Origin of the sequence: Actinomadura sp. WMMB 499 (genome assembly GCF_008824145.1) — a bacterium.
In the GTDB taxonomy this organism is placed as follows: Bacteria; Actinomycetota; Actinomycetes; order Streptosporangiales; family Streptosporangiaceae; genus Spirillospora.
This window is the reverse complement of the sequence record NZ_CP044407.1, coordinates 6,108,317-6,128,257: the sequence shown is the minus strand read 5'-3', so window position 1 is coordinate 6,128,257 and position 19,941 is coordinate 6,108,317. Positions and strand designations below refer to the sequence as shown.

Below are 19,941 nucleotides of genomic sequence, written 5' to 3'. Positions count from 1 at the left end.
CCGCACGACCGGGCCGCACGACCGGGCCGGGCGCAGACAGGCCGCACGTGCGGGCCGCACCACCCGGCCGCACCGCCCGGCCGCACCACCCGGGCGGGCCGGACGGGCCTGGGCGGCTTGGCCGGGCCCGGCCGGGTCAGCGGGGGCCTGGTTCGGCGTGGCCTCGGTCGGGGTGGGGGGTGTCCGGGGGGCTCGGGTCGGGGGCGGCGGCCCGGCGGCGGGGCGTGGGGCGGTGCGTGGGGCGGTCGTCCGGCCGGGGCGGGCGGAGATGGGCCAGGCGGAGGCGGGGGTTCCTGGGGCGGGGCGGGTCGGTGTGGGCGCGGCGCTTGCGGAAGCGGGCGGTGGTGCGGGTGCGGACGTGGGCGACCGCGCGGCGCTGGGCGCGGGCGGCGGCGCGGCGCTGCCTGCGGACGGCCTCGCGGCGGCGGGCGCGCTCGGCGGTGCCGCGGCGGTGCAGGAGTTCGGGCGGGAGCAGGTCGTGGCGTCCGGCGATGAACTCCTGCACCCAGATCTTGCCGCGGATGAGGGGCCGGCGGATCCGCTTCTCGCGGCGGACGGCCCGCCCGTACTTGCGCGAGTCGACGTCGTACCGCCAGCGGGACCAGGGCGAGCCCGGACGGGCGACGCGGACGGCGCCGACGATCAGCAGCGCGGGCACGAACAGGCCGATGAGGCCCGTCCAGATCTTGCCCTTCAGCAGCGTGAGCACCGCGAGCAGCAGGTTGATCGCGAGGGACGCGACGTAGAAGCCGGAGACGAGCTCGATCCGGACGCCGGGGAAGGAGGGCAGCGGCGAGCTCTCGAGGCCGAGCGGGTTGACGCCGAGCAGGAGCAGGCCGGTGACGGCGATCGCGACGAAGACGGCGTCGAGCGACGCGCGCCCCTTCTCGGTCCAGTAGACGTCGCTGAGGTGCAGGATCAGCGCGAACTCGTCGAGGACGAGCGCGGAGCCCATCCCGAACACGACGGCGGCGGCGAGGTCGAACCCGACGCGGCCGTCCGGGACGGCGAGGCTCGCGACCCCGCCGACCAGCATGAGGACCACGCCGAAGACGACGTGGTGGATGTGGACGTCGCCCGCCTTGACGTTGCGGAACCACCAGCGGACGTCCGCGCGGATCAGCCGGACGTTCACGCGCGTCAGGACGAACGTGACGATGAACGCGACGAAGAAGCCGAACAGCGGCAGGCGGCCGGCGTCGACGATGCGGTGTTCGAACAAGTGGATCATGAGCCCCCCGAGAGGTCCATGATGCCCGGTGACTTGCACCGATATCGTGGGACCCTGCCGATCGGGGAGGATCGAGGGGGGGCCGTGGGCCGGATCGTGGAGCGTTGTGACCCGGGCGGGCGGGCCTGGATCGCCGAGGCGATCCGCCTGGTGGAGGCGGACTCGAACCGCAGCGCGGACACGCACCTGCACGTGTTCCCGCTGCCGCCCGAATGGGGCATCGACCTCTACCTGAAGGACGAGTCGGTGCACCCGACCGGGTCGCTGAAGCACCGGCTGGCGCGGTCGCTGTTCCTGTACGGGCTGGCGAACGGGTGGATCACCCGGGGCACGACGATCATCGAGGCGTCCAGCGGGTCGACGGCGGTGTCGGAGGCGTACTTCGCGCGGCTGCTGGGGCTGCCGTTCGTCGCGGTGATGCCGGCGTCCACGAGCCCGGAGAAGATCGCGCTGATCGAGTTCTTCGGCGGGCGCTGCCATCTGGTGGACGAACCGGGCGCGATCTACGACGAGTCGCGGCGGCTCGCGGCCGAGTGCGGCGGGCACTTCATGGACCAGTTCACGTTCGCCGAGCGGGCGACGGACTGGCGCGGCAACAACAACATCGCCGAGTCGATCTTCGAGCAGCTGCGGCTGGAGCGGTACCCGGAACCGTCGTGGGTCGTGGTGGGCGCCGGAACAGGCGGGACGTCGGCGACGATCGGCCGGTACGTGCGGTTCCGGCGGTTCCAGACGCGGCTGGCGGTGGTCGATCCGGAGGGTTCGGCGTTCTTCGGCGCGTTCGCGGACCGGGACCCGGACCGGACGGCGTCCGGTTCGCGGATCGAGGGCATCGGGCGCCCGCGCGTGGAGCCGTCCTTCCTGCCGGCGGTGATCGACCGGATGATCCGGGTACCGGACGCGGCGTCGATCGCGGCGATGCGGTGGACGAGCGCGATCGGCGGGCGGAGCGTGGGCGGGTCGACGGGCACGAACATGTGGGGCGTGGCGCGGCTGATCGGCGAGATGCGGGCGCGCGGCGAGCGGGGCAGCGTGGTGACGCTGATCTGCGACGGCGGCGAGCGGTACGCGGGGACGTACGCGTCGGACGCGTGGCTGCGCGCGCAGGGCCTCGACATCGCGCCGTACACGGCGGCGCTGGAGCGGTTCCTCGAGACGGGCGCCCTGCCGGACGGCGGGCCGGACGGGACACCCGAGGCGTCGGTGCCGGACGGGGCGTCCGGGATCACATGAGGCGGATCGGGTTCACCAGGTCGGCGTAGATCAGCAGGCCGCCCATCACGATCAGGACGATCGCCATCGCGTAGGTGACGGGCAGCGCCTTGGCGACGTCCACGTAGCCGGGATCGGGCCTGCGGAAGATCTTCGCGAAGAACTTCTTGATCGCCTCCAGCAGGGCGCCGGCGATGTGGCCGCCGTCCAGCGGGAGCAGCGGAACGAGGTTGAACAGGCCGACCGCGAGGTTCAGCGAGCCGAGCAGCATGACGAAGTAGGAGACCTTCTCCTGCCCGGTGAGCGCGTCGGACGCGGCGATCTCGCCGCCGAACCGGCTGACGCCGACGACGCCGACCGGCCCGTTCGGGTCGCGTTCCTCGCCGCCGAACGCGGCCTCCCAGACGCCGACCATCTTCTGCGGCATGTTGAGCAGCGCCTCGACGGTCCGGCCGGTGAGGTCGACCATGTGCTCGGCGACGGCCCCGGGCCCCTGCCGTTCCAGCTCGCGGGTGGGGGTGATGCCGAGGAAGCCGACGGTGACGACCTCGTCCGGGTCGTCCAGGCTGGTGAGCTGGTTCTGCGCGATCGGGACGGTCACCTGCCGGGTGGCCCCGTCGCGCTCGATCGTCATCGGGACGGACCTGTTCGCCGAGTCGCGGATCAGCAGCTGCAGCTGCTCGTAGTCCTCGATGCGGGTGCCGTTGAACGAGACGACGCGGTCCCCGGCCTCCAGGCCCGCCTGCCGCGCCGGGGTCGGGGCGGCGTCCGCGGGGCAGCCGTCGACGTTCGCGGCCTGGCTCGCGGGGATGATGCAGTCGGAGACCTGGTTGATCGTGGGCTTGCTGACGTAGGTGCCGAGGCCCATGATCAGGATGCCGAAGAAGACCACCGCGAGCAGCAGGTTCATCGCGGGGCCGCCGAACATGATCAGCAGCTTCTGCCACCAGGGCTTGGCGTAGAAGACGCGGTCCTCGTCGCCGGGCCGGATCTCCTCCAGGGCCGCGCCGCGCGCCGACTCGACCAGTCCCTGCCACGGGCCGGTGCTGATCTGCCGGACCTCGCCGGCCTTGTCGCCCTTGCGCGGCGGCAGCATCCCGATCATCCGGATGTAGCCGCCGAGGGGGATCCACTTGACCCCGTACTCGGTCTCGCCCTTGTGCCGGGACCACAGGGTGGGCCCGAAACCGACCATGAACTGGGTCGTGCGGACCTTGAACAGCTTGGCGAAGGAGAAGTGCCCCAGCTCGTGCAAGGCGATGGACGCCATCAGGCCGAAGAACAGGATCAGTACGCCGGCCAGCCAGCCCATGCGTCACCCTCCGGTCGTCCGCGCCCCCGCCCGCCGGGGTGATCTCCAGCAACCAACTCAGCGTACGTCATGCGCGGGGCCGTCCGGATGCCCCCGGAAACGGCCGTTCCGGGCGCCGTTTTTGCGCACGAGGAGCAAATCAGGACATGTCGGTTTGCAGCCGCGTCGATATCCGGGCGGCTCCGGTTGCGCGCATCATGGCGCTCCCGTCCGTCCACCGGAAGGCAAGGCAGTGAAACGCACTCTGATCGCGGTGCCGGTCCTGGCGGTCGCGCTGGCGGCCGGCGGCTGCGGAGGTTCGGACGACGCCCCGGACGCGGGCGCGCCGGCCTCGGCGCCCGGTACGTCCGCGCCGTCCGGTGCCGCACCGGACGGCGGCGGCGCGGCGCCGTCCGGGAACGGGGGCGCCCCCGCCGGGACGCCGAGCGCGCCGCCCGCGATGTCGAAGGCGACCAAGGCGTTCAACGACTGCATGGCCGGGCAGGGCGTGCGGATCCCGACCCCGACACCGGGCACGACGCCGTCCAAGGAGCAGATCGACCGGGTCAGGAAGGCGATGGAGGCGTGCGTGAAGAAGTTCTCCACCGATCCGCCCGCCGGGTGACGCGGGGCTGGTCGCGGCGGCGGCGCCGCTGCTAGCCTGGCGCGCAGCCAGCGACCCCGTGCGGGAGAGTCCCCGGCAGCCGGCCCGGGACGCCGAAGGAGCAACTCCTCCCCGGAACCTCTCAGGCCCACGGACCGCACGGGTCAGGCGACCTCTGGAAAGCGGGGACCCCGGTCCCCCGCCGAAGGTGAAAGCCCGCCGCCGCACGCGCGCGGCGTGGTGAAGCTCTCAGGCGCCGATGACAGAGGGGGAGGCACCGAGACGCCCGGTGCGCGAGTGGGACGATGGACCCTGTCGACCTCGTCGACTCCGTCGACCGCGTCGCGTCCGTGACGAAGGAGCCGAACCCATGCCCGCCGATTCGATGCCCGCCGATCGCCCGCCCGCCCGTCCGACCGCGAAGCGAACGCCGCTGCACGACGTCCACGTGGACCTCGGCGCGAACCTCGTCGACTTCGCCGGTTACCTGATGCCGCTGCGCTACGCGAGCGAGACGGCCGAGCACCGGGCCGTCCGCACCGGCGCGGGGCTGTTCGACCTGTCCCACATGGGGGAGATCTTCCTCGCCGGGCCGGGCGCCGGGGAGGCGCTCGACCACGCGCTCGTCGGGAACCTGTCGCCGATGAAGGTCGGCAAGGCCCGGTACACGATGATCTGCGCGCCGGACGGCGGCGTGCTCGACGACCTGATCGTGTACAGGCTCGCGGACGAAACCTGGATGGTCGTGGCGAACGCGGCGAACGCGGACGTCGTCCACGACGCGCTCGCCGAGCGGGCGCGCGGCTTCGAGGCCACCGTCGAGGACCGCTCGGCGGCGTACGCGCTGATCGCGCTGCAGGGCCCGGACGCGCAGGGGATCCTCGCGCGCTTCACCGGCGCCCCGCTGGACGATCTCAAGTACTACGCCGTGCTCGCCGACCGGGTCGCGGGCGTCGACGCGCTGATCGCCCGCACCGGCTACACGGGCGAGGACGGCTTCGAGCTGTTCGTCGACGCCGCCGACGCCGTCCGGCTGTGGAACGAGATCGCCGCCGTGGACGGCGTCGTCCCGTCCGGGCTCGCGGCGCGCGACAGCCTCCGGCTGGAGGCCGGGATGCCGCTGTACGGCAACGAGCTGACGGCCGGGACCACGCCGTTCGAGGCCGGGCTCGGCCGCGTCGTCAAACTGGACAAGACCGTCGACTTCGTCGGGAAGAGCGCCCTGGCGGCGCAGGCGGGGACCCCGGCGGGCCGTAGGCTCGTGGGACTGGTGGCCCGGGGGCGTCGCGCGCCCCGCAAGGGGTATGCGGTCCTCACGTCCGACGGCGCGCCGTGCGGCGTCGTGACGAGCGGCGCGCCGTCGCCGACACTGGGCAAGCCGATCGCCATGGCGTACCTCGACACCGGCGTCGGGGAGTCCGATCTGGCCGTGGACGTCCGCGGCCGGGCGGAACCGGTCGACGTGGTCGCCCTGCCGTTCTACAAGCGTCCTTGACCGAGCTTGAAAGAGAGAGTGTACGAAACGTGAGCGTTCCGGAGCAGCTCCGCTACAGCGAGGAGCACGAGTGGGTGGCCGGTCTCGACGGCACCGGGCAGGCCGCCGAGGACGGCATCGTCACGGTCGGGATCACCGCCCACGCCGCCGACGCCCTCGGTGAGATCGTCTACCTCGAGCTGCAGCCGTCCGAAGGCGACACCGTCGAGGCGGGCGAGCCCTGCGGCGAGGTGGAGTCGACCAAGTCGGTCAGCGACCTGTACTCCCCCGTCAGCGGCGAGATCACCGCGATCAATCCCGGCGTGGTGGACGAGCCGAGCGTGATCAACGACGACCCCTACGGGGAGGGCTGGATCTTCAAGGTCCGCATCTCCGAGGCGCCGGGCGACCTGCTCGACTCGGCCGCCTACGACAAGCTCGTCGAGGAGGCGTGACCGTGTCCCTCTACTCATCGCTGGCCGAGACCGATCCGCAGGTCGCCGAGGCCGTCGCCGCCGAGCTGCGGCGCCAGCAGTCCACGCTGGAGATGATCGCGTCCGAGAACTTCGCCCCCACCTCGGTGCTGGAGGCGCAGGGCTCCGTCCTCACCAACAAGTACGCCGAGGGCTACCCGGGCCGCCGCTACTACGGCGGCTGCGAGTTCGTGGACGTCAGCGAGCAGCTCGCCATCGACCGAGCCACGGAGCTGTTCGGCGCCGACCACGCGAACGTCCAGCCGCACAGCGGCGCGCAGGCCAACACGGCCGTGTACTTCGCACTGCTGCAGCACGGCGACACGATCCTCGGCCTCGACCTCGCGCACGGCGGGCACCTCACGCACGGGATGCGGCTGAACTACTCCGGCAAGGTGCTGAACGTGGTGCCCTACCACGTCCGCGCCGAGGACGGCCTGGTCGACATGGACGAGGTCGCGGCGCTGGCCGCCGAGCACCGGCCCAAGATGATCGTGGCGGGCTGGTCGGCGTACCCGCGGCAGCTCGACTTCGCCGCGTTCCGGGAGATCGCCGACTCGGTCGGGGCGCTGCTCATGGTCGACATGGCGCACTTCGCGGGCCTGGTGGCGGCGGGGCTGCACCCCTCGCCCGTCCCGCACGCCGACATCGTCACCACGACGACGCACAAGACGCTGGGCGGGCCGCGCGGCGGGCTGATCCTGTCCCGCGAGGAGTACGGCAAGAAGATCAACTCGGCGGTGTTCCCGGGCATGCAGGGCGGCCCGCTGGAGCACGTGATCGCCGCCAAGGCGGTCGCGCTGAAGATCGCCGGTTCGGACGAGTTCCGCGCCCGGCAGTCGCGCACCGTCGAGGGCGCGAAGATCCTCGCCGAGCGCCTCCTCGCCGAGGACGCCGCGAAGGCCGGGGTGAAGGTGCTGACCGGCGGCACGGACGTCCACCTGGTCCTGGTCGACCTCGTGGACTCCGAGCTGACCGGGCGGGACGCCGAGGACCGGCTGCACGACGTCGGCATCACCGTCAACCGGAACGCGGTCCCGAACGACCCGCGCCCGCCGATGGTGACGTCCGGGCTGCGGATCGGCACCCCGGCCCTGGCCACCCGCGGCTTCACGACCGAGGACTTCGCCGAGGTCTCCGACGTGATCGCGCTGGCGCTGCAGCCGTCCTTCGACCGGGACGCGCTGGCGGCGCGGGTGAAGGCCCTCGCGGACCGGCACCCGCTGTACCCGAACCTCTAGATCGCCGTTCCCTCCGCCGGGCCGCCGGCCCGGCGGCCCGGCGGAGGGGAGACGGGGGCACCCATGGCCATCAGCGTTTTCGACCTCTTCAAGATCGGCATCGGCCCGTCGTCCTCGCACACCGGCGGCCCGATGGCGGCCGCGCACCGGTTCGCCCGGGGCCTGCACCGGGACGGGCTGCTGGAGAAGACCTCGTCCGTCCGGGCCGTCCTGTACGGGTCGCTGGGCCTCACGGGCAAGGGGCACGGCAGCGACAAGGCCGTGATCCTCGGCCTCCAGGGCGACAAGCCCGAGACCGTGGACGTCGACACCGCGGACGAACGCGTCGCGGCCGTCCGCGCGGGCGGGGCGCTGCGGCTGTTCGGCGACCACGACGTCCCGTTCGAGGTCGGCGAGCACCTGGTGTTCGAGCGAACGGAGTCGCTGCCCGGACACCCGAACGGGATGCGGTTCACCGCGTTCGGCGACTCGGGCGACGAGCTGCGCGCGAAGACGTACTACTCGGTCGGCGGCGGCTTCATCGTGGACGAGAACGCCGCCGGCGCCGACCGCATCAAGCCGGACGACACCGTCCTGCCGCACCGCTTCGACACCGCCGCCGAACTCCTGGAGCGCTGCGCCGCCACGGGCCTGTCGGTCTCCGGGGTGATGCTGGAGAACGAGCGGGCGTTCGGCCGCTCGACCGCCGAGATCCGCGCGGGCCTCCTCGAACTCTGGCACGTCATGCGCGCGTGCGTCGACCGGGGCTGCGCCCGCGAGGGCCTGCTCCCCGGCGGATTGAAGGTCCCCCGCCGCGCACCGCAGCTGCACCGCCAGCTCCTGGCGGAGAAGCCCGCCGATCCCCTGCACGCGATGGACTGGGTGACGCTGTTCGCCCTCGCCGTCAACGAGGAGAACGCGGCGGGCGGCCGGATCGTCACCGCCCCGACGAACGGGGCCGCCGGCATCATTCCGGCCGTCCTGCACTACTACGACCGGTTCGTCCCCGGACGGGACGACGACGGGATCGTCCGGTTCCTGCTGGCCGCCGGAGCGATCGGGGTGCTGTTCAAGCAGAACGCGTCCATCTCGGGCGCGGAGGTCGGCTGCCAGGGCGAGGTCGGCTCCGCCTGCTCGATGGCGGCGGCCGGGCTCACGGAGGTGCTCGGCGGGACGCCCGGCCAGGTGGAGAACGCGGCCGAGATCGGCATCGAGCACAACCTCGGCCTGACGTGCGACCCGGTGGGCGGGCTCGTCCAGGTGCCGTGCATCGAGCGCAACGCGGTCGGCGCGATCAAGGCGATCAGCGCGGCCCGGATCGCGCTGCGCGGCGACGGCCGCCACTTCGTCACCCTCGACAAGGCGATCAAGACGATGCGCGACACCGGCCGGGACATGCTCGACAAGTACAAGGAGACGAGCCGCGGCGGCCTCGCCGTCAACGTCATCGAATGCTGACGCGGCGTGATCGTTGTCGAGTAGCGTTTCGCCATGGTCATCCGCACCGTTCACATCCCGGACGAACTCGACGCCAAGCTCGTCGAACTGGCGGCGGCCGACCGGGTCTCCGTCAACACGGCCATCGTCCGGGCCCTGGAGACCTGGCTGGAGTCGCGGCGGCGCCACCACGAGCAGGGTCGAGAAGATCGCGCATAGCGCGACCGGCGGCGCCGTTCGACCCGCCGTCCGGATGATGGCCGGGCATGGCAGGGCCCGGGGGTCGCGGTGGAAATGGGAAGTGCCGCAACCCCCGGGCCGGGCGGGCCGCTCAGTGGAAGGGGCCCATGCCGTGATCCGTGTGTTCCCTCCATACGTCGAAGAGCCCCTTTTCGGAGCCGCCCGTGGGTGGGTGGTGGGACAAGCGCGCCTCCTCGTGCTCTCGACGTCAGGTTCTGTATTCGGACATTAGTCGCATATCCGACACAATGGACCCAATGGCATTCCAAGGTCGCGTCAAACCCGTTCACACGACGGTCGTGGGCTCTTCCCGCGGCACCAGCCGGAGCCGGACGACCGTGGGCACCGTCTCTCGCTCGAGGGCGGCGCACAGGCGCGGAACGCCCTCCTCCTGGATGCGGCGGCGGAGCTCGGCGGGGTCGGCGCGCTGCCCGTAGGTGACGTTGAGGCGCAGTTCGGGGCGGCGGGACGAGCCCAGCAGGCGCGCCCGGACGCGCCGGACGCCCGGGTACTCCTCGATCTCCCGCTCCAGCGCCCCGGTCACGGCCTTCGCCGACAGGCGCGTCTTGCCGTCGTGCGGATCGGGTTCCATCGACAGTGCGGGGACCCGGTGGGTGCGGAGCTGGCCGATCAGCCACAGCAGCCCCAGCAGGGCGAGGAGCACGGCGGCGGCCGCGATCACGGGCCAGAACCACGCGTTGTCCTCGGCGAACGCCCGCACGCCCGGCGAGAGCACCCGCGCCGTCTCGTCCCCGAACAGGCCCGCGCCGCGGGCGAGGCCCACGCCACCGGCGCCCAGCAGGACGACGCCCAGCGCGATCAGGCCGGTGCGGTTCGTGCGGGCGGGGTGGCGGTCCATCAGTCGTCCTCGGCCCGGAGCCGGACCTTGACCGCGCGGGGCGGGAACGGCCGCAGGCGGTCGAGGCGGTCCTGGACGGACGTGGCGACGCCCAGGCCGAGGCCCGCGGGATCGTGCACCGGCGTCTCGGCGCGCACCCTGACCTTGCGGCGGCCCAGCTTCACCTTGCGGACGCGCGAGACGCCCGGGGCGTCCTCGGCGGCGGCCGCGGCGGCGCGCTTGAGGCCGCGGCGGTTCACGCCCATCATGATGTCCGGGTCGTCGCCCTGCAGCGGCACCATCCGGGTGCGGCCCGGCAGCAGGCCCGCGAGCAGGAACAGGAGCCCCAGCACCGCGAGCGCGGCGGTGATGCCGAGGGCCTTCGCGTCGTTCCACGCGACGTCCGAGACCCGCTCGTACGGGATCAGGTGCCACGGCCGGTCGAGTAGGCCGGTGATCACCTCGATGGCGGTGAGGACGGCCGCGGCGGTCAGCAGCACGGCCGCGAGCGTCGCCATCCGGACGCGCCGCGACCGGAACGCGTGCCGCGCCGCGCGGTCGGCCTTGCGGGCGCGGGCGGCCCGCTCGGCGTGCCCGGTGCGGGCGGGACGGACGTGCCCGGCGTGCGCGGTCACAGGACGGTCCGCTCGTGCGCGGGCGGGTGCTTCAGCTCCGCGACGTCCACGTCCACCTGCCGGACCGTGAGCCCGGTCAGCGCCTCGACGCGCTCGCGCACGTTCTCGCGCACGCGGCGCGCCGTGTCCCGGACGGGCATCGGGTACATCACCGACAGCGCGACCCGCGCGGTGACGATGTGGCCGTCCACGCGGACCTCGGTGCGGGCCGCGCGGCGGCCGGGGACCGACACGCCGAGCAGCGAGCGGCCGAGCCCGCCGGACTCCTCGATCTCGCCGGCGGCGCGCGCGACGATCCGGGCCACCGCCCGGTCGCTGATCCGCGTCTCGCCGCGCTCCCCGGGCGGGGCGTCCGCCGGGGCCTCGGGCGCGGCGGTCACCGCGGCCGCTTCCCGACGTTCATCGAGAACAGCTGCCGGAGGTCCAGTTCACCCTCGATGGCACGGCCGACCAGGAAGCCGAACGCGCCGAGCAGCAGCACGATGAAGAACGCCCCGAAGCCGCCGAACGCGCCCGCGAATCCGAGCGCGACGCCGAACGCCAGGCCGACCAGGGGCCACAGCAGTCTCATGTCCATCCGGTTCTCCCCCTTCAGCTCGCCCCGGGCGGTGCCACGCCGTCGCCGATCAGCACGTCGCCGATCAGCACGTCGACCGCGCGCCCCTCGCACAGCGGACGGACGACCCCGCGGACGTCCTCGGCGACCAGCGGCAGCGGGCGCCCGTACCGGACGACCACCCCGACCTCCACCGCGCCGTCCCGTACGGCGATGCCCGCGAACGGCGTCCCGGGCCGGTAGGTCGCGACGCGGCCGTTCGGCCCGGCCGTCAGTCCCGCGACGTCCGGGCAGGTCATGACCTGTTCGGCGATCCGCCCGGCGAGGGTCTCGGCGGGCGACGGAGCGACCGGTTCGGCCGCGTGCCCGGCGGCGGCCGATCCGGCGGCCGGCCGGGCGTCCGACGCGGTGCCGGGAGCCGGCACGGCCGGAGCGCCGGACGACGGCCCGTGCTGCCTGAGCACCGCGGACCGCTCCGGCGCGTTCGTCCACGTGATCATCGGACCCGCGGCTCCTCGGGCTGCTCCTCGTCGTCGCCGGCAAGGTGCACGTCGTCGACGGCGATGTTGACCTCCACGACCTCGAGACCGCACATGTGCTCGATCTCGTTGCTCACGTTGCGCCGCACGGCGTTCGCGAGGTCCGGGATGGAGACGCCGTACTCGACGACGACGTCGATGTCCACGGCGGCCTGCCGCTCCCCGACCTGCACCTGCACGCCCTGCGTGGTGTCCTGCGTCATGCCGGGCAGCCGCTCGCGCATCGAGCCGATCGTCCGGCTCATCCCGGCGCCCATCGCGTACACGCCGCCGACCTGCCGGGTCGCCATCGAGGCGATCTTGGCGACCACCACGTCGGCGATCGAGGTCTTGCCGCCCTGCGTGACCAGCTCGCCACGGCCCGTCGATTCGGGCCGCCGCGACTGCTGCTGCGGCGGCTTGTGCATCGTTCCCGTCGCGCCCTGGCCGGTGCGCCCGTCGTCCTGACTCACGACGTCCCCCCAATGCATCGGTAACGTCAGGGTGATGCTCGGCCCCGGCCAGAAAAACCGCCAAAATGGACAAAGACCCGGTCAACACGGTTTTGCCCGGCGTGCGGAGGGCCGGTGGCACCCCACCGGCCCCCGCCACGAGAACGCGTCCGCCGAGCCCTACCCCTTGAACATCGCGCGCATCTTGCGCGCGGCGTCGCCGGGCTTGGGCGCGGCCTTGCGGCGCTTCGCGGCGTCCCGCGGCGTCCGCTCCTCGCCCTCGGCGGCGGTGTCGCCGACCGCCTCACCCTGGGTCCTGCGCTCGGTCCTGTCGTTCACGTCACCCACGACAACTCCCCCGAAGTCGTTGCACTGACGAACCTTCGCTCCCAGTGGTACCCCGAGTCACGCCCGTTCTACCCGGTGGCCCGCCGCCGCTCGGGATGGAAACGCACCTCGGGGCGTCCGATCTGCCCGTAATGGGGGCGGCGGGCGGCGAGTCCGTTGTCCGCGAGGTACTCCAGGTAGCGGCGGGCGGTGACGCGGGACACGCCCGTCCGGTCGGCCACGGCCGCGGCCGAGAGCCCGTCCGCCGCCCCCGCCAGCGCCGCGCTGACCCGCTCGAGCGTCTCGCCGCTCATCCCCTTCGGCAGCGTCGGCTGCCCGGGGGTGCGCAGCGCGGCGAGCATCCCGTCCACGTCCGCCTGCCCCGCGACCTCGCCGTCCCGCGCCGTCTGGTCCCGGAACCGCGCGTACCGTTCGAGCCGCTCCCGCAGCGACGCGAACGTGAACGGCTTCAGCAGGTACTGGACGATCCCCGCCGACACCGCCGACCGGATGACGGTGAGGTCCCGCGCGGACGTCACGGCGAGGACGTCCACGTCGCGGCCCTCGGCGCGCAGCGCGCGGCACACGGTGAGGCCGTGCGTGTCCGGCAGGTAGAAGTCCAGCAGGACGAGGTCGACGGCCTCGGCGCGGCAGAACCGCAGCGCGTCCGCGCCCGAGTGCACCACGCCGGCCACCTCGAATCCGGGGACCCGCTCCACGTAGACGCGGTGGGCCTCCGCCGCGACGCGCTCGTCCTCCACCACCAGCACCCGGATCCCCGCGCCGCCGTTCGCTCCGCCCGCGCCGCCGTTCGCTCCGCCCGCGCCGCCGTTCGCTCCGCTCATCGCACCTTCTCCCCCGTCCGGACCCGGACCGGCAGCCGGACCGTGAACTCCGCCCCGCCGCCGTCCCCCTCGGCACGCCCGCCGTCCACCTCGATCGTCCCCCCGTTGCGCCGGACCGCCTGCCCGGCCAGCGCGAGCCCGAGCCCGCGCCCGGCCGCGTCGCCGCCGTCGCCCTTGGTCGTCCAGCCGCGCCGGAACAGGTCCGGGACGGTCGCCGGGTCCACGCCCGCCCCGCTGTCGGCGACCGTCAGCACCAGCTCGTCCGGCTCCGCCCGCACGGTGACGGTCACGCGCGGCGGCCGCCGGTCCGCCCCGGCGATCGCGGCGTCCACCGCGTTGTCGATCAGGTTGCCGAGGATCGTGACGAGGTCGCGCGGCTCGATCCCGCCCGCGGGGCCGTCCAGCGCCGACCCGGCGCCCAGATCCAGCTCGGCGCCGCGCTCGGCGGCCTCGGCGGACTTGCCGAGCAGCAGCGCCGCCAGCACCGGCTCGCCGACCGCGCCGACGACCCGGTCGGTGAGCCGCTGCGCGGCCGCCAGCTCCGACGTCGCGAACTCCACGGCCTGCTCCGGACGTCCCAGCTCCACCAGCGACACCACCGTGTGCAGCCGGTTCGCCGCCTCGTGCGCCTGCGAGCGCAGCGACTCGGCGAACCCCCGCACGGTGTCCAGCTCGCCGGTGAGCCCCTGCAGCTCGGTGTGGTCGCGCAGCGTCACGACGTTGCCCATGTACACGCCGTCGCTCCCCCCGTTCCCGGACCGGACGGGCGAGGTGTTCACGACCAGGACCCGCGTGTCCCCCACGTGGATCTCGTCCGACCGCGGCTCGGCCGACACGAGCGCCGCGGCCAGCGCGTCCGGCAGCCCGATCCCGTCCGCGGGGAGGCCGCGCACCGCACCGGGCGGCGGCAGGCCGAGCAGGTCGCGGGCCGCGTCGTTGTACAGCACGACCCGTCCCTCCCGGTCGGTGAGCAGGAGCCCTTCCCGGACGGCGTGCAGGATCGCCTCGTAGTAGTCGAACATCTCGCGCAGCTCGTCCGGTGCGGCGCCGCGCGTCTGGCGGCGCAGCCGCGCCGAGATCAGGTAGCTGCCGCCGATCCCGACGCCCAGCACCGCGATCGCGACCAGGCCGAGCGAGGCGAGCCGCTCCCGGAACTCCGCCGAGATCTCCCGCACCGTGATGCCGACCGCGACCAGCGCCACCACGCGGTTCCGGTCCCCGAACACGGGCGCGACCGTCCGGACGGACGGCCCGAGCGTCCCGGTGTAGGTCTCGCTGAACGTGCGCCCGGCGAGCGCGGGGCCGGTGTTGCCGACGAACCGGCCGCCGATCCGCGCGGGCTCCGGATGGGTGTAGCGGGTGCCGTCCGGCGCCATGATCGTGATGAAGTCGATGCCGGTGTCGTGCCTGATCAGCTCGGTGTAGGGCTGCAGGACCGGCGTCGGGTCCGGCTGCTCGAGCGCGGCGCGCAGGGCCGGGGAGTCGGCGATGCTCTCGGCCACGGCCGTGACGGTCTGCTCCGCGCGGTCGTGCGCGGCGCGGCGCGCGTCCAGCCCCGCCAGGGCGGTGCCGACGACGACGAGCAGGCCGACGACGACCGCCTGCAGCACGAGCAGGCGCCGCGCGACGCTCCAGCGCCCGATCGACGCCGAGGCCAGCGCCTTCACCTTCCGAAAACCTCCGCTGCCCGACACGTGAACGAAATGTACACAAACGTGACTGGGGTCACAGGCCGCGCGCATAGTGTGCCCGCCGGTCGAGCACTAAGGAGACGGTTTTGACCACCACCCCCGCCCCAGCGAGCCCCAAGCGCAAGGACCGTATTCACTACCTGTATCTCGCGGTCATCGCGGCCGTGGTCGCCGGTGCCGCCGTCGGGATCGCGGCGCCGGACTTCGCGGTCGAACTGAAGCCGATCGGCGAGGCCTTCGTCAAACTGATCAAGATGATGATCGCGCCGGTCATCTTCTGCACGATCGTGCTCGGCGTCGGCTCGGTCGCCCGCGCGGCCAGCGTCGGCAAGGTCGGCGTCATCACCATCGGCTACTTCCTGCTGATGTCGACGTTCGCGCTGACGATCGGCCTGGTCGTCGGCAACATGCTGCACCCGGGCGAGAACATGCACCTCGACCCGTCCAGTGTGTCGTCGGCGCACGAGCAGGCCGAGGGCGGTGAGGGCACCGTCGACTTCCTGCTCGGGATCGTCCCCGAGACCCTCGTGTCGGCGCTGACCACGGGCGAGGTCCTGCAGACGCTGCTGGTCGCCCTGCTGGTCGGTTTCGCGCTGCAGCAGCTCGGCCCGGCGGGCGCCCCGATCCTGCGCGGGATCGAGCACCTGCAGAAGCTCGTCTTCCGCGTGCTCGCCATGATCATGTGGGCCGCGCCGGTCGGCGCGTTCGGCGCGATCGCCGCCGTCGTCGGCTCCAGCGGCTGGGACGCGCTGCGCAGCCTCGCCGTCATCATGGTCGGCTTCTACATCACCTGCGTGGTGTTCGTCTTCGTGATCCTCGGCGCGGTGCTGTGGGCGGTCGCGCGGATCAACGTGTTCACGCTGCTGCGCTACCTCGCCCGCGAGTTCCTGCTGATCCTGTCGACGTCCTCGTCGGAGTCGGCGCTGCCCCGCCTCATCGCCAAGATGGAGCACCTCGGGATCAGCCGCCCGGTCGTCGGCATCACCGTCCCGACCGGCTACTCCTTCAACCTCGACGGCACCGCCATCTACCTGACCATGGCCACGCTGTTCATCGCGTCGGCGCAGGACCAGCCGCTGTCGGTCGGCGACCAGATCCCGCTGCTGCTCTTCATGATCATCGCCTCGAAGGGCGCGGCGGGCGTCACCGGCGCCGGCCTCGCCACCCTCGCGGGCGGCCTCCAGTCGCACAAGCCCGAACTGGTGGACGGCGTCGGCTTCATCGTCGGCATCGACCGCTTCATGTCCGAGGCCCGCGCCCTGACGAACTTCGCGGGCAACGCCGTCGCGACCGTCGTCATCGGCGTGTGGACCCGCGAGTTCGACGCGGTGAAGGCCCGCCGCGTCCTCGCCGGGGACGACCCGTTCGACGAGGCGACGATGCTCGACGACGCCCACGGCGGCGGGCACAGCGACGGCCAAGGCAGCAGGCACGGCGGCGGGGACCGTCCGGACGGCGGCACCGCGCGGGACGCGGTGGACGCCGGGAACCAGGGGGCGCCGGACGCCGAGAGCGGCGCCCCCGGCGAGGAGACGGCCGCCGTCGGCACCGCCAAGAGCTGACGCTCAGGCCGTCTCCAGGCGCGGGCGGCGCCGGCGGGGGCGGGGGAACGTCAGCCGGAACCGGATCACGGCGGGCAGGTCGGGCATCCCGACCGCCCGCCGGTACCGCTCCACCGGTCCGGCGCCCAGCTCCCCGTACACCTCGCCCAGCACGGCGTCGCCCGCGCACACCACCGTCATCCGCAGCCGCGGCCGGTGCACGCTGCCGGTCAGCCGGATCCGCACGTCCTGGACGCCCGGCAGGCTCCGCACGTCGGCGACGAGATCGCCCGCCGCCTCCCGCGCGCGTTCGCGCGTCCGGGCGTCCAGGTCGGGCCGCCACTGCTGGACGGCCGACCGGACCTGCATGATCAGCCACAGCTGGCCGCCGAGCGCCGCCGCCTCCGCGACGCCGGTCAGCACCGGCAGGAACCAGAGGCTCTCGGTGGCGAACGCCACCAGCGCCGGATGGAAGGGCGGCGAGTCCGCCAGGCCGAAGGCGCCGAGCCCGAGGGCGAGCGCCGCCGCGCCGCAGCCCAGCAGCACGGTCCCGGTCGCCGCGATCGCGATCCGCATGCGTTCCTCCCTCAGCCCCGGCGGTAGCCGACGCGGACGTCCACCGGCGGGCGCCGCATCGGCTCGATCGCGTCCAGCCGCTCGCCGACGGCGTCGGCCACCAGGTCCGCCAGGTTGGCGGGGTTGTGGTACGGCGTCGCGACGCGCACCGTCATCCGCCGCCGCAGGACGCCGGCGCCGCGGACGTGCGCGCGTTCGATGCCCGGTACCCCGAGGGCCGCGTCGGTGACCGTCCGCCGCAGGTCGCCGCGGGTGAGGCCGCCGGCGAGCCGGGCGTCGGCACCGGCCAGCGGGACGGCGCGCAGCCGTCCGGGCAACCCGGCGAGGACGAGCGCGAGCCCGAGCGCGGCGGTCCCCGCGGCGCCGCCCGCCACGACGGGGTCGCGCCACGGCAGCCGGTGCAGCGCGTCCACGACGGCGCCCGCGCCGGGGATCGGGTGCACTCCGGAGCCGAGGGCCGCCGCCAGCAGCTCGACGGCCGCGACGCCGCCGAGCCCGGTGAGCAGCAGCGCGGCGGTGAGGCCGGCGACGGCCCGGCGCGGCCGGAACTCGCGGACGGCGAGCCGCCGCGCCCGCCGCTCGTTCTGCTCTTCCCGAATCAGGTCCTTGACCAGGGTCTCGGTCATACCCACCCCCGTGAGCCACGTCGGACTTCGTAGCTCATCGTGACCGATCATCACCGGGAGTGAAACACGCCATGCCGACATTTGCGCACGTCAGCGCAAGATCGTCGATCGGGGGCCGGTCCCGGGTCAGCGGAAGACGACCGTCCGGTCGCCGTTGAGCAGGACGCGGTGCTCCGCGTGCCACCGGACGGCGCGGGCGAGCGCGAGGCACTCGACGTCCCGCCCCACGGCCACGAGCTCCTCGGGGCTGTGGGCGTGGTCGACGCGCGCGACCTCCTGCTCGATGATCGGCCCCTCGTCCAGGTCGGCGGTGACGTAGTGGGCGGTCGCGCCGATCACCTTGACGCCGCGGGCGTGCGCCTGGTGGTAGGGGCGGGCGCCCTTGAAGCTCGGCAGGAAGGAGTGGTGGATGTTGATGATCCGGCCGGGCAGCTTGGCGCAGAGGTCGTCCGAGAGGATCTGCATGTAGCGGGCGAGGACGACCAGGTCGGCGCGGTAGTGCTCGACCAGGGCGAGGATCTCGGCCTCCTGGGCGGCCTTGCCACCGGACCCGACCGGCAGGTGGTGGTAGTCGATCCCGTGCGACTGGGTGAGCGGCCGCAGGTCGGGGTGGTTGGAGGCGACCGCGACGACGTCGATGTCCAGCAGCCCGGACCGGTGCCGGTACAGCAGGTCGTTCAGGCAGTGCCCGCCCTTCGACACCATGATCAGCACGCGCTGCCGCTCGGCGAGGTCGTGCAGCTTCCAGTCCAGCCCCAGCTCGGGCACCAGCGACGCGAACGCGCCGCGCAGCTCGTCGGGGTCGGTGTCCGGGAGCGCGCCGAACTGGACGCGCATGAAGAAGGTGCCGGTCTCGGGGTCGCCGAACTGCTGGCTCTCCACGATGTTGCACCCGCGCTCGGCGAGCAGCCCGGAGACCGCGGCGACGATTCCGGGCCGGTCGGGGCACGACAGGGTCAGGACGTACTGCTTCACGGTCTCACTCTCGGCGACGATGCGGCGCTTCGGTCCCGAGCTTACGCGGGGGCGGCCCCGGCCGGACCCGATCCCCGCAGGTCCCGGGCGCGTCCGGGCGGGTCCGTGCGGTTCCTGGCGGCGCGAGAGATTACTACCCGTTAGTAGTTTATTGCCGCGATTTAAGGTTACTTTGCCTGCCATGCGGCGAATCCTGCTCGTGGTGGTGGCGGTCTCCCTCGTCCTGTCGGGCTGCACGGACGGCGGCGACGGCGGAGGCGACGGCGGCGAGCCGGGGAAGGGCGGCCGCCCGGCGAAGGTGGACGGCGTCCCGACCGACGCGGGCACGCACAAGCAGAAGCTCAAGGTGGACGCGTTCGGCCACCGCGAGTACCTGCTGCACGTTCCGCCGAAGGTCGCCGACGGGGAGTGGGAGGACGGCAGGCCCGCCGATCCGCCCCCGCTCGTCCTCGCCCTGCACGGCGGGCTCGCGGACATGAACAAGGCCGAGGAGCGGACGGGCTTCAGCGGGCTGTCGGACGAGGAGGGCTTCCTCGTCGCCTACCCGAACGGGTTCATGACCACGTGGAACGCGGGCGACTGCTGCGGCGCCGCGAAGGTCGGCGACCTCGACGACGTCCAGTTCCTGTCCGAGCTGATCACCAAGCTGACGGAGGCGGGCCTCGCCGACCCCGACCGCGTGTACGTGACCGGGTTCTCCAACGGCGCCGGGATGGCGTACAGGTTCGCCTGCCAGAAGCCGGACATGGTCGCGGCGATCGGCGCGGTCGAGGGCGCGCTCGTCACCGAGTGCGACCCCGCGAAGCCGGTGTCGGCGATGATCGTGCACGGCACCGCGGACGGGAACGTCCCGTTCAAGGGCGGCGGCGACCGCGACTTCAACGACAAGCGGCCGTTCCCGCCGGTGTCGGAGGCCGTCGACTTCTGGCGGAAGCGCGCCGGGCTGCCCGAGCTGCGCGAGGACGCCGGCGGCCTCGGCGACAACGGGAAGTGCGAGAGCACCGGCAAGGGCTCGGGCGGGGTCTCGGTGGCGTTCTGCACGATCGCCGGCGGGACGCACGAGTGGCCGTCCGGCGCCAGCGAGCGGTTGTGGGAGTTCTTCGCGGACCATCCGCGCGCGGGCTGACGCGCGGGCTGCCGCGCGGGCCGCCCGTGCCCTGACGGGCGGCCTGACCAGGC

Annotated in this window: 23 protein-coding genes and 1 riboswitch; of the genes, 9 read left to right on the top strand and 14 right to left on the bottom strand. The window is 73.3% G+C overall.

What is annotated here, in order from left to right; translation table 11 throughout:
* Positions 1-136: 136 nt before the first annotated feature.
* Positions 137-1,231: a hypothetical protein gene (locus F7P10_RS27710; protein ID WP_254716875.1), complete on the bottom strand. Its 1,095-nt coding sequence runs from the start codon at positions 1,229-1,231 to the stop codon at positions 137-139.
* A gap of 84 nt (positions 1,232-1,315) precedes the next feature.
* On the opposite strand from F7P10_RS27710, the gene F7P10_RS27705 reads away from it, so the two are divergent.
* On the top strand, positions 1,316-2,464 hold the full coding sequence (locus F7P10_RS27705; protein ID WP_254716053.1) for a PLP-dependent cysteine synthase family protein: 1,149 nt from the start codon (positions 1,316-1,318) through the stop codon (positions 2,462-2,464).
* Here F7P10_RS27705 and F7P10_RS27700 read toward each other — a convergent pair.
* Entirely contained in the window at positions 2,457-3,755 is a 1,299-nt protein-coding gene (locus F7P10_RS27700; protein ID WP_151013629.1) for an RIP metalloprotease, read from the bottom strand. The two genes, F7P10_RS27705 and F7P10_RS27700, sit on opposite strands and share 8 nt — an antisense overlap.
* A 232-nt stretch (positions 3,756-3,987) precedes the next feature.
* Here F7P10_RS27700 and F7P10_RS27695 point away from each other — a divergent pair, with 232 nt between their 5' ends.
* The 6 genes from F7P10_RS27695 to F7P10_RS27670 all read left to right on the top strand — a co-directional run bounded on the left by F7P10_RS27695 (position 3,988) and on the right by F7P10_RS27670 (position 9,161).
* Positions 3,988-4,359: a hypothetical protein gene (locus F7P10_RS27695; protein ID WP_151013627.1), complete on the top strand. Its 372-nt coding sequence runs from the start codon at positions 3,988-3,990 to the stop codon at positions 4,357-4,359.
* 51 nt (positions 4,360-4,410) lie between these two features.
* Positions 4,411-4,506: riboswitch (glycine riboswitch) on the top strand.
* Between the two features lie 202 nt (positions 4,507-4,708).
* Positions 4,709-5,833, top strand: a complete 1,125-nt coding sequence (gene gcvT, locus F7P10_RS27690) for a glycine cleavage system aminomethyltransferase GcvT (RefSeq protein ID WP_254716052.1) — start codon at positions 4,709-4,711, stop codon at positions 5,831-5,833.
* Positions 5,834-5,862: 29 nt separating this feature from the next.
* Positions 5,863-6,267 carry a glycine cleavage system protein GcvH gene (gene gcvH, locus F7P10_RS27685; protein ID WP_151013625.1) on the top strand — a complete coding sequence of 135 codons (405 nt, stop codon included), beginning with the start codon at positions 5,863-5,865 and terminating at the stop codon, positions 6,265-6,267.
* Positions 6,264-7,526, top strand: coding sequence for a serine hydroxymethyltransferase (glyA, locus tag F7P10_RS27680; protein WP_151013623.1), 1,263 nt, complete (start codon positions 6,264-6,266; stop codon positions 7,524-7,526). Before gcvH ends, glyA begins: the two co-directional genes overlap by 4 nt.
* Before the next feature lie 63 nt (positions 7,527-7,589).
* Positions 7,590-8,963 (top strand): L-serine ammonia-lyase, encoded by a 1,374-nt coding sequence (locus F7P10_RS27675; protein ID WP_151013621.1) that lies wholly within the window; start codon positions 7,590-7,592, stop codon positions 8,961-8,963.
* 33 nt (positions 8,964-8,996) lie between these two features.
* Entirely contained in the window at positions 8,997-9,161 is a 165-nt protein-coding gene (locus F7P10_RS27670) for a ribbon-helix-helix protein, CopG family (RefSeq protein WP_151013619.1), read from the top strand.
* A 307-nt stretch (positions 9,162-9,468) separates the two neighbouring features.
* Here the strand turns inward: F7P10_RS27670 and F7P10_RS27665 are convergent, their stop codons facing one another.
* The 9 genes from F7P10_RS27665 to F7P10_RS27630 all read right to left on the bottom strand — a co-directional run bounded on the left by F7P10_RS27665 (position 9,469) and on the right by F7P10_RS27630 (position 15,020).
* Complete coding sequence (locus F7P10_RS27665) at positions 9,469-10,041, bottom strand: alkaline shock response membrane anchor protein AmaP (protein WP_151013617.1); 573 nt, start codon at positions 10,039-10,041, stop codon at positions 9,469-9,471.
* Complete coding sequence (locus F7P10_RS27660) at positions 10,041-10,655, bottom strand: DUF6286 domain-containing protein (RefSeq protein ID WP_151013615.1); 615 nt, start codon at positions 10,653-10,655, stop codon at positions 10,041-10,043. The genes F7P10_RS27665 and F7P10_RS27660 overlap by 1 nt, the downstream gene beginning before the upstream one ends.
* Entirely contained in the window at positions 10,652-11,035 is a 384-nt protein-coding gene (locus F7P10_RS27655; RefSeq protein ID WP_151013613.1) for an Asp23/Gls24 family envelope stress response protein, read from the bottom strand. Before F7P10_RS27655 ends, F7P10_RS27660 begins: the two co-directional genes overlap by 4 nt.
* Positions 11,032-11,217, bottom strand: a complete 186-nt coding sequence (locus F7P10_RS27650; RefSeq protein WP_151018323.1) for a hypothetical protein — start codon at positions 11,215-11,217, stop codon at positions 11,032-11,034. The genes F7P10_RS27655 and F7P10_RS27650 overlap by 4 nt, the downstream gene beginning before the upstream one ends.
* A 29-nt stretch (positions 11,218-11,246) precedes the next feature.
* Positions 11,247-11,711 carry a hypothetical protein gene (locus F7P10_RS44695; RefSeq protein WP_254716051.1) on the bottom strand — a complete coding sequence of 155 codons (465 nt, stop codon included), beginning with the start codon at positions 11,709-11,711 and terminating at the stop codon, positions 11,247-11,249.
* A complete protein-coding gene (locus F7P10_RS27640; protein ID WP_254716050.1) occupies positions 11,708-12,202 on the bottom strand; it encodes an Asp23/Gls24 family envelope stress response protein in 495 nt (164 codons plus the stop codon). The genes F7P10_RS44695 and F7P10_RS27640 overlap by 4 nt, the downstream gene beginning before the upstream one ends.
* Positions 12,203-12,361: 159 nt before the next feature.
* Positions 12,362-12,520 (bottom strand): hypothetical protein, encoded by a 159-nt coding sequence (locus tag F7P10_RS42725; RefSeq protein WP_176611679.1) that lies wholly within the window; start codon positions 12,518-12,520, stop codon positions 12,362-12,364.
* A 77-nt stretch (positions 12,521-12,597) separates the two neighbouring features.
* Entirely contained in the window at positions 12,598-13,353 is a 756-nt protein-coding gene (locus tag F7P10_RS27635; protein ID WP_151013611.1) for a response regulator, read from the bottom strand.
* A complete protein-coding gene (locus F7P10_RS27630) occupies positions 13,350-15,020 on the bottom strand; it encodes a sensor histidine kinase (protein WP_254716049.1) in 1,671 nt (556 codons plus the stop codon). Before F7P10_RS27630 ends, F7P10_RS27635 begins: the two co-directional genes overlap by 4 nt.
* A gap of 110 nt (positions 15,021-15,130) precedes the next feature.
* On the opposite strand from F7P10_RS27630, the gene F7P10_RS27625 reads away from it, so the two are divergent.
* Positions 15,131-16,606 (top strand): cation:dicarboxylase symporter family transporter, encoded by a 1,476-nt coding sequence (locus F7P10_RS27625; protein ID WP_254716048.1) that lies wholly within the window; start codon positions 15,131-15,133, stop codon positions 16,604-16,606.
* Between the two features lie 3 nt (positions 16,607-16,609).
* On the opposite strand, the gene F7P10_RS27620 is transcribed toward F7P10_RS27625, so the two are convergent.
* The 3 genes from F7P10_RS27620 to purU all read right to left on the bottom strand — a co-directional run bounded on the left by F7P10_RS27620 (position 16,610) and on the right by purU (position 18,762).
* Positions 16,610-17,161, bottom strand: coding sequence for a hypothetical protein (locus tag F7P10_RS27620; protein WP_151013607.1), 552 nt, complete (start codon positions 17,159-17,161; stop codon positions 16,610-16,612).
* Between the two features lie 11 nt (positions 17,162-17,172).
* On the bottom strand, positions 17,173-17,787 hold the full coding sequence (locus F7P10_RS27615; protein ID WP_151013605.1) for a DUF6286 domain-containing protein: 615 nt from the start codon (positions 17,785-17,787) through the stop codon (positions 17,173-17,175).
* Positions 17,788-17,913: 126 nt separating this feature from the next.
* Positions 17,914-18,762, bottom strand: coding sequence for a formyltetrahydrofolate deformylase (purU, locus tag F7P10_RS27610; protein ID WP_176611678.1), 849 nt, complete (start codon positions 18,760-18,762; stop codon positions 17,914-17,916).
* Between the two features lie 181 nt (positions 18,763-18,943).
* Between purU and F7P10_RS27605 the strand changes: the two genes are divergently transcribed.
* Complete coding sequence (locus tag F7P10_RS27605) at positions 18,944-19,888, top strand: PHB depolymerase family esterase (RefSeq protein WP_151013601.1); 945 nt, start codon at positions 18,944-18,946, stop codon at positions 19,886-19,888.
* Positions 19,889-19,941: the final 53 nt, after the last annotated feature.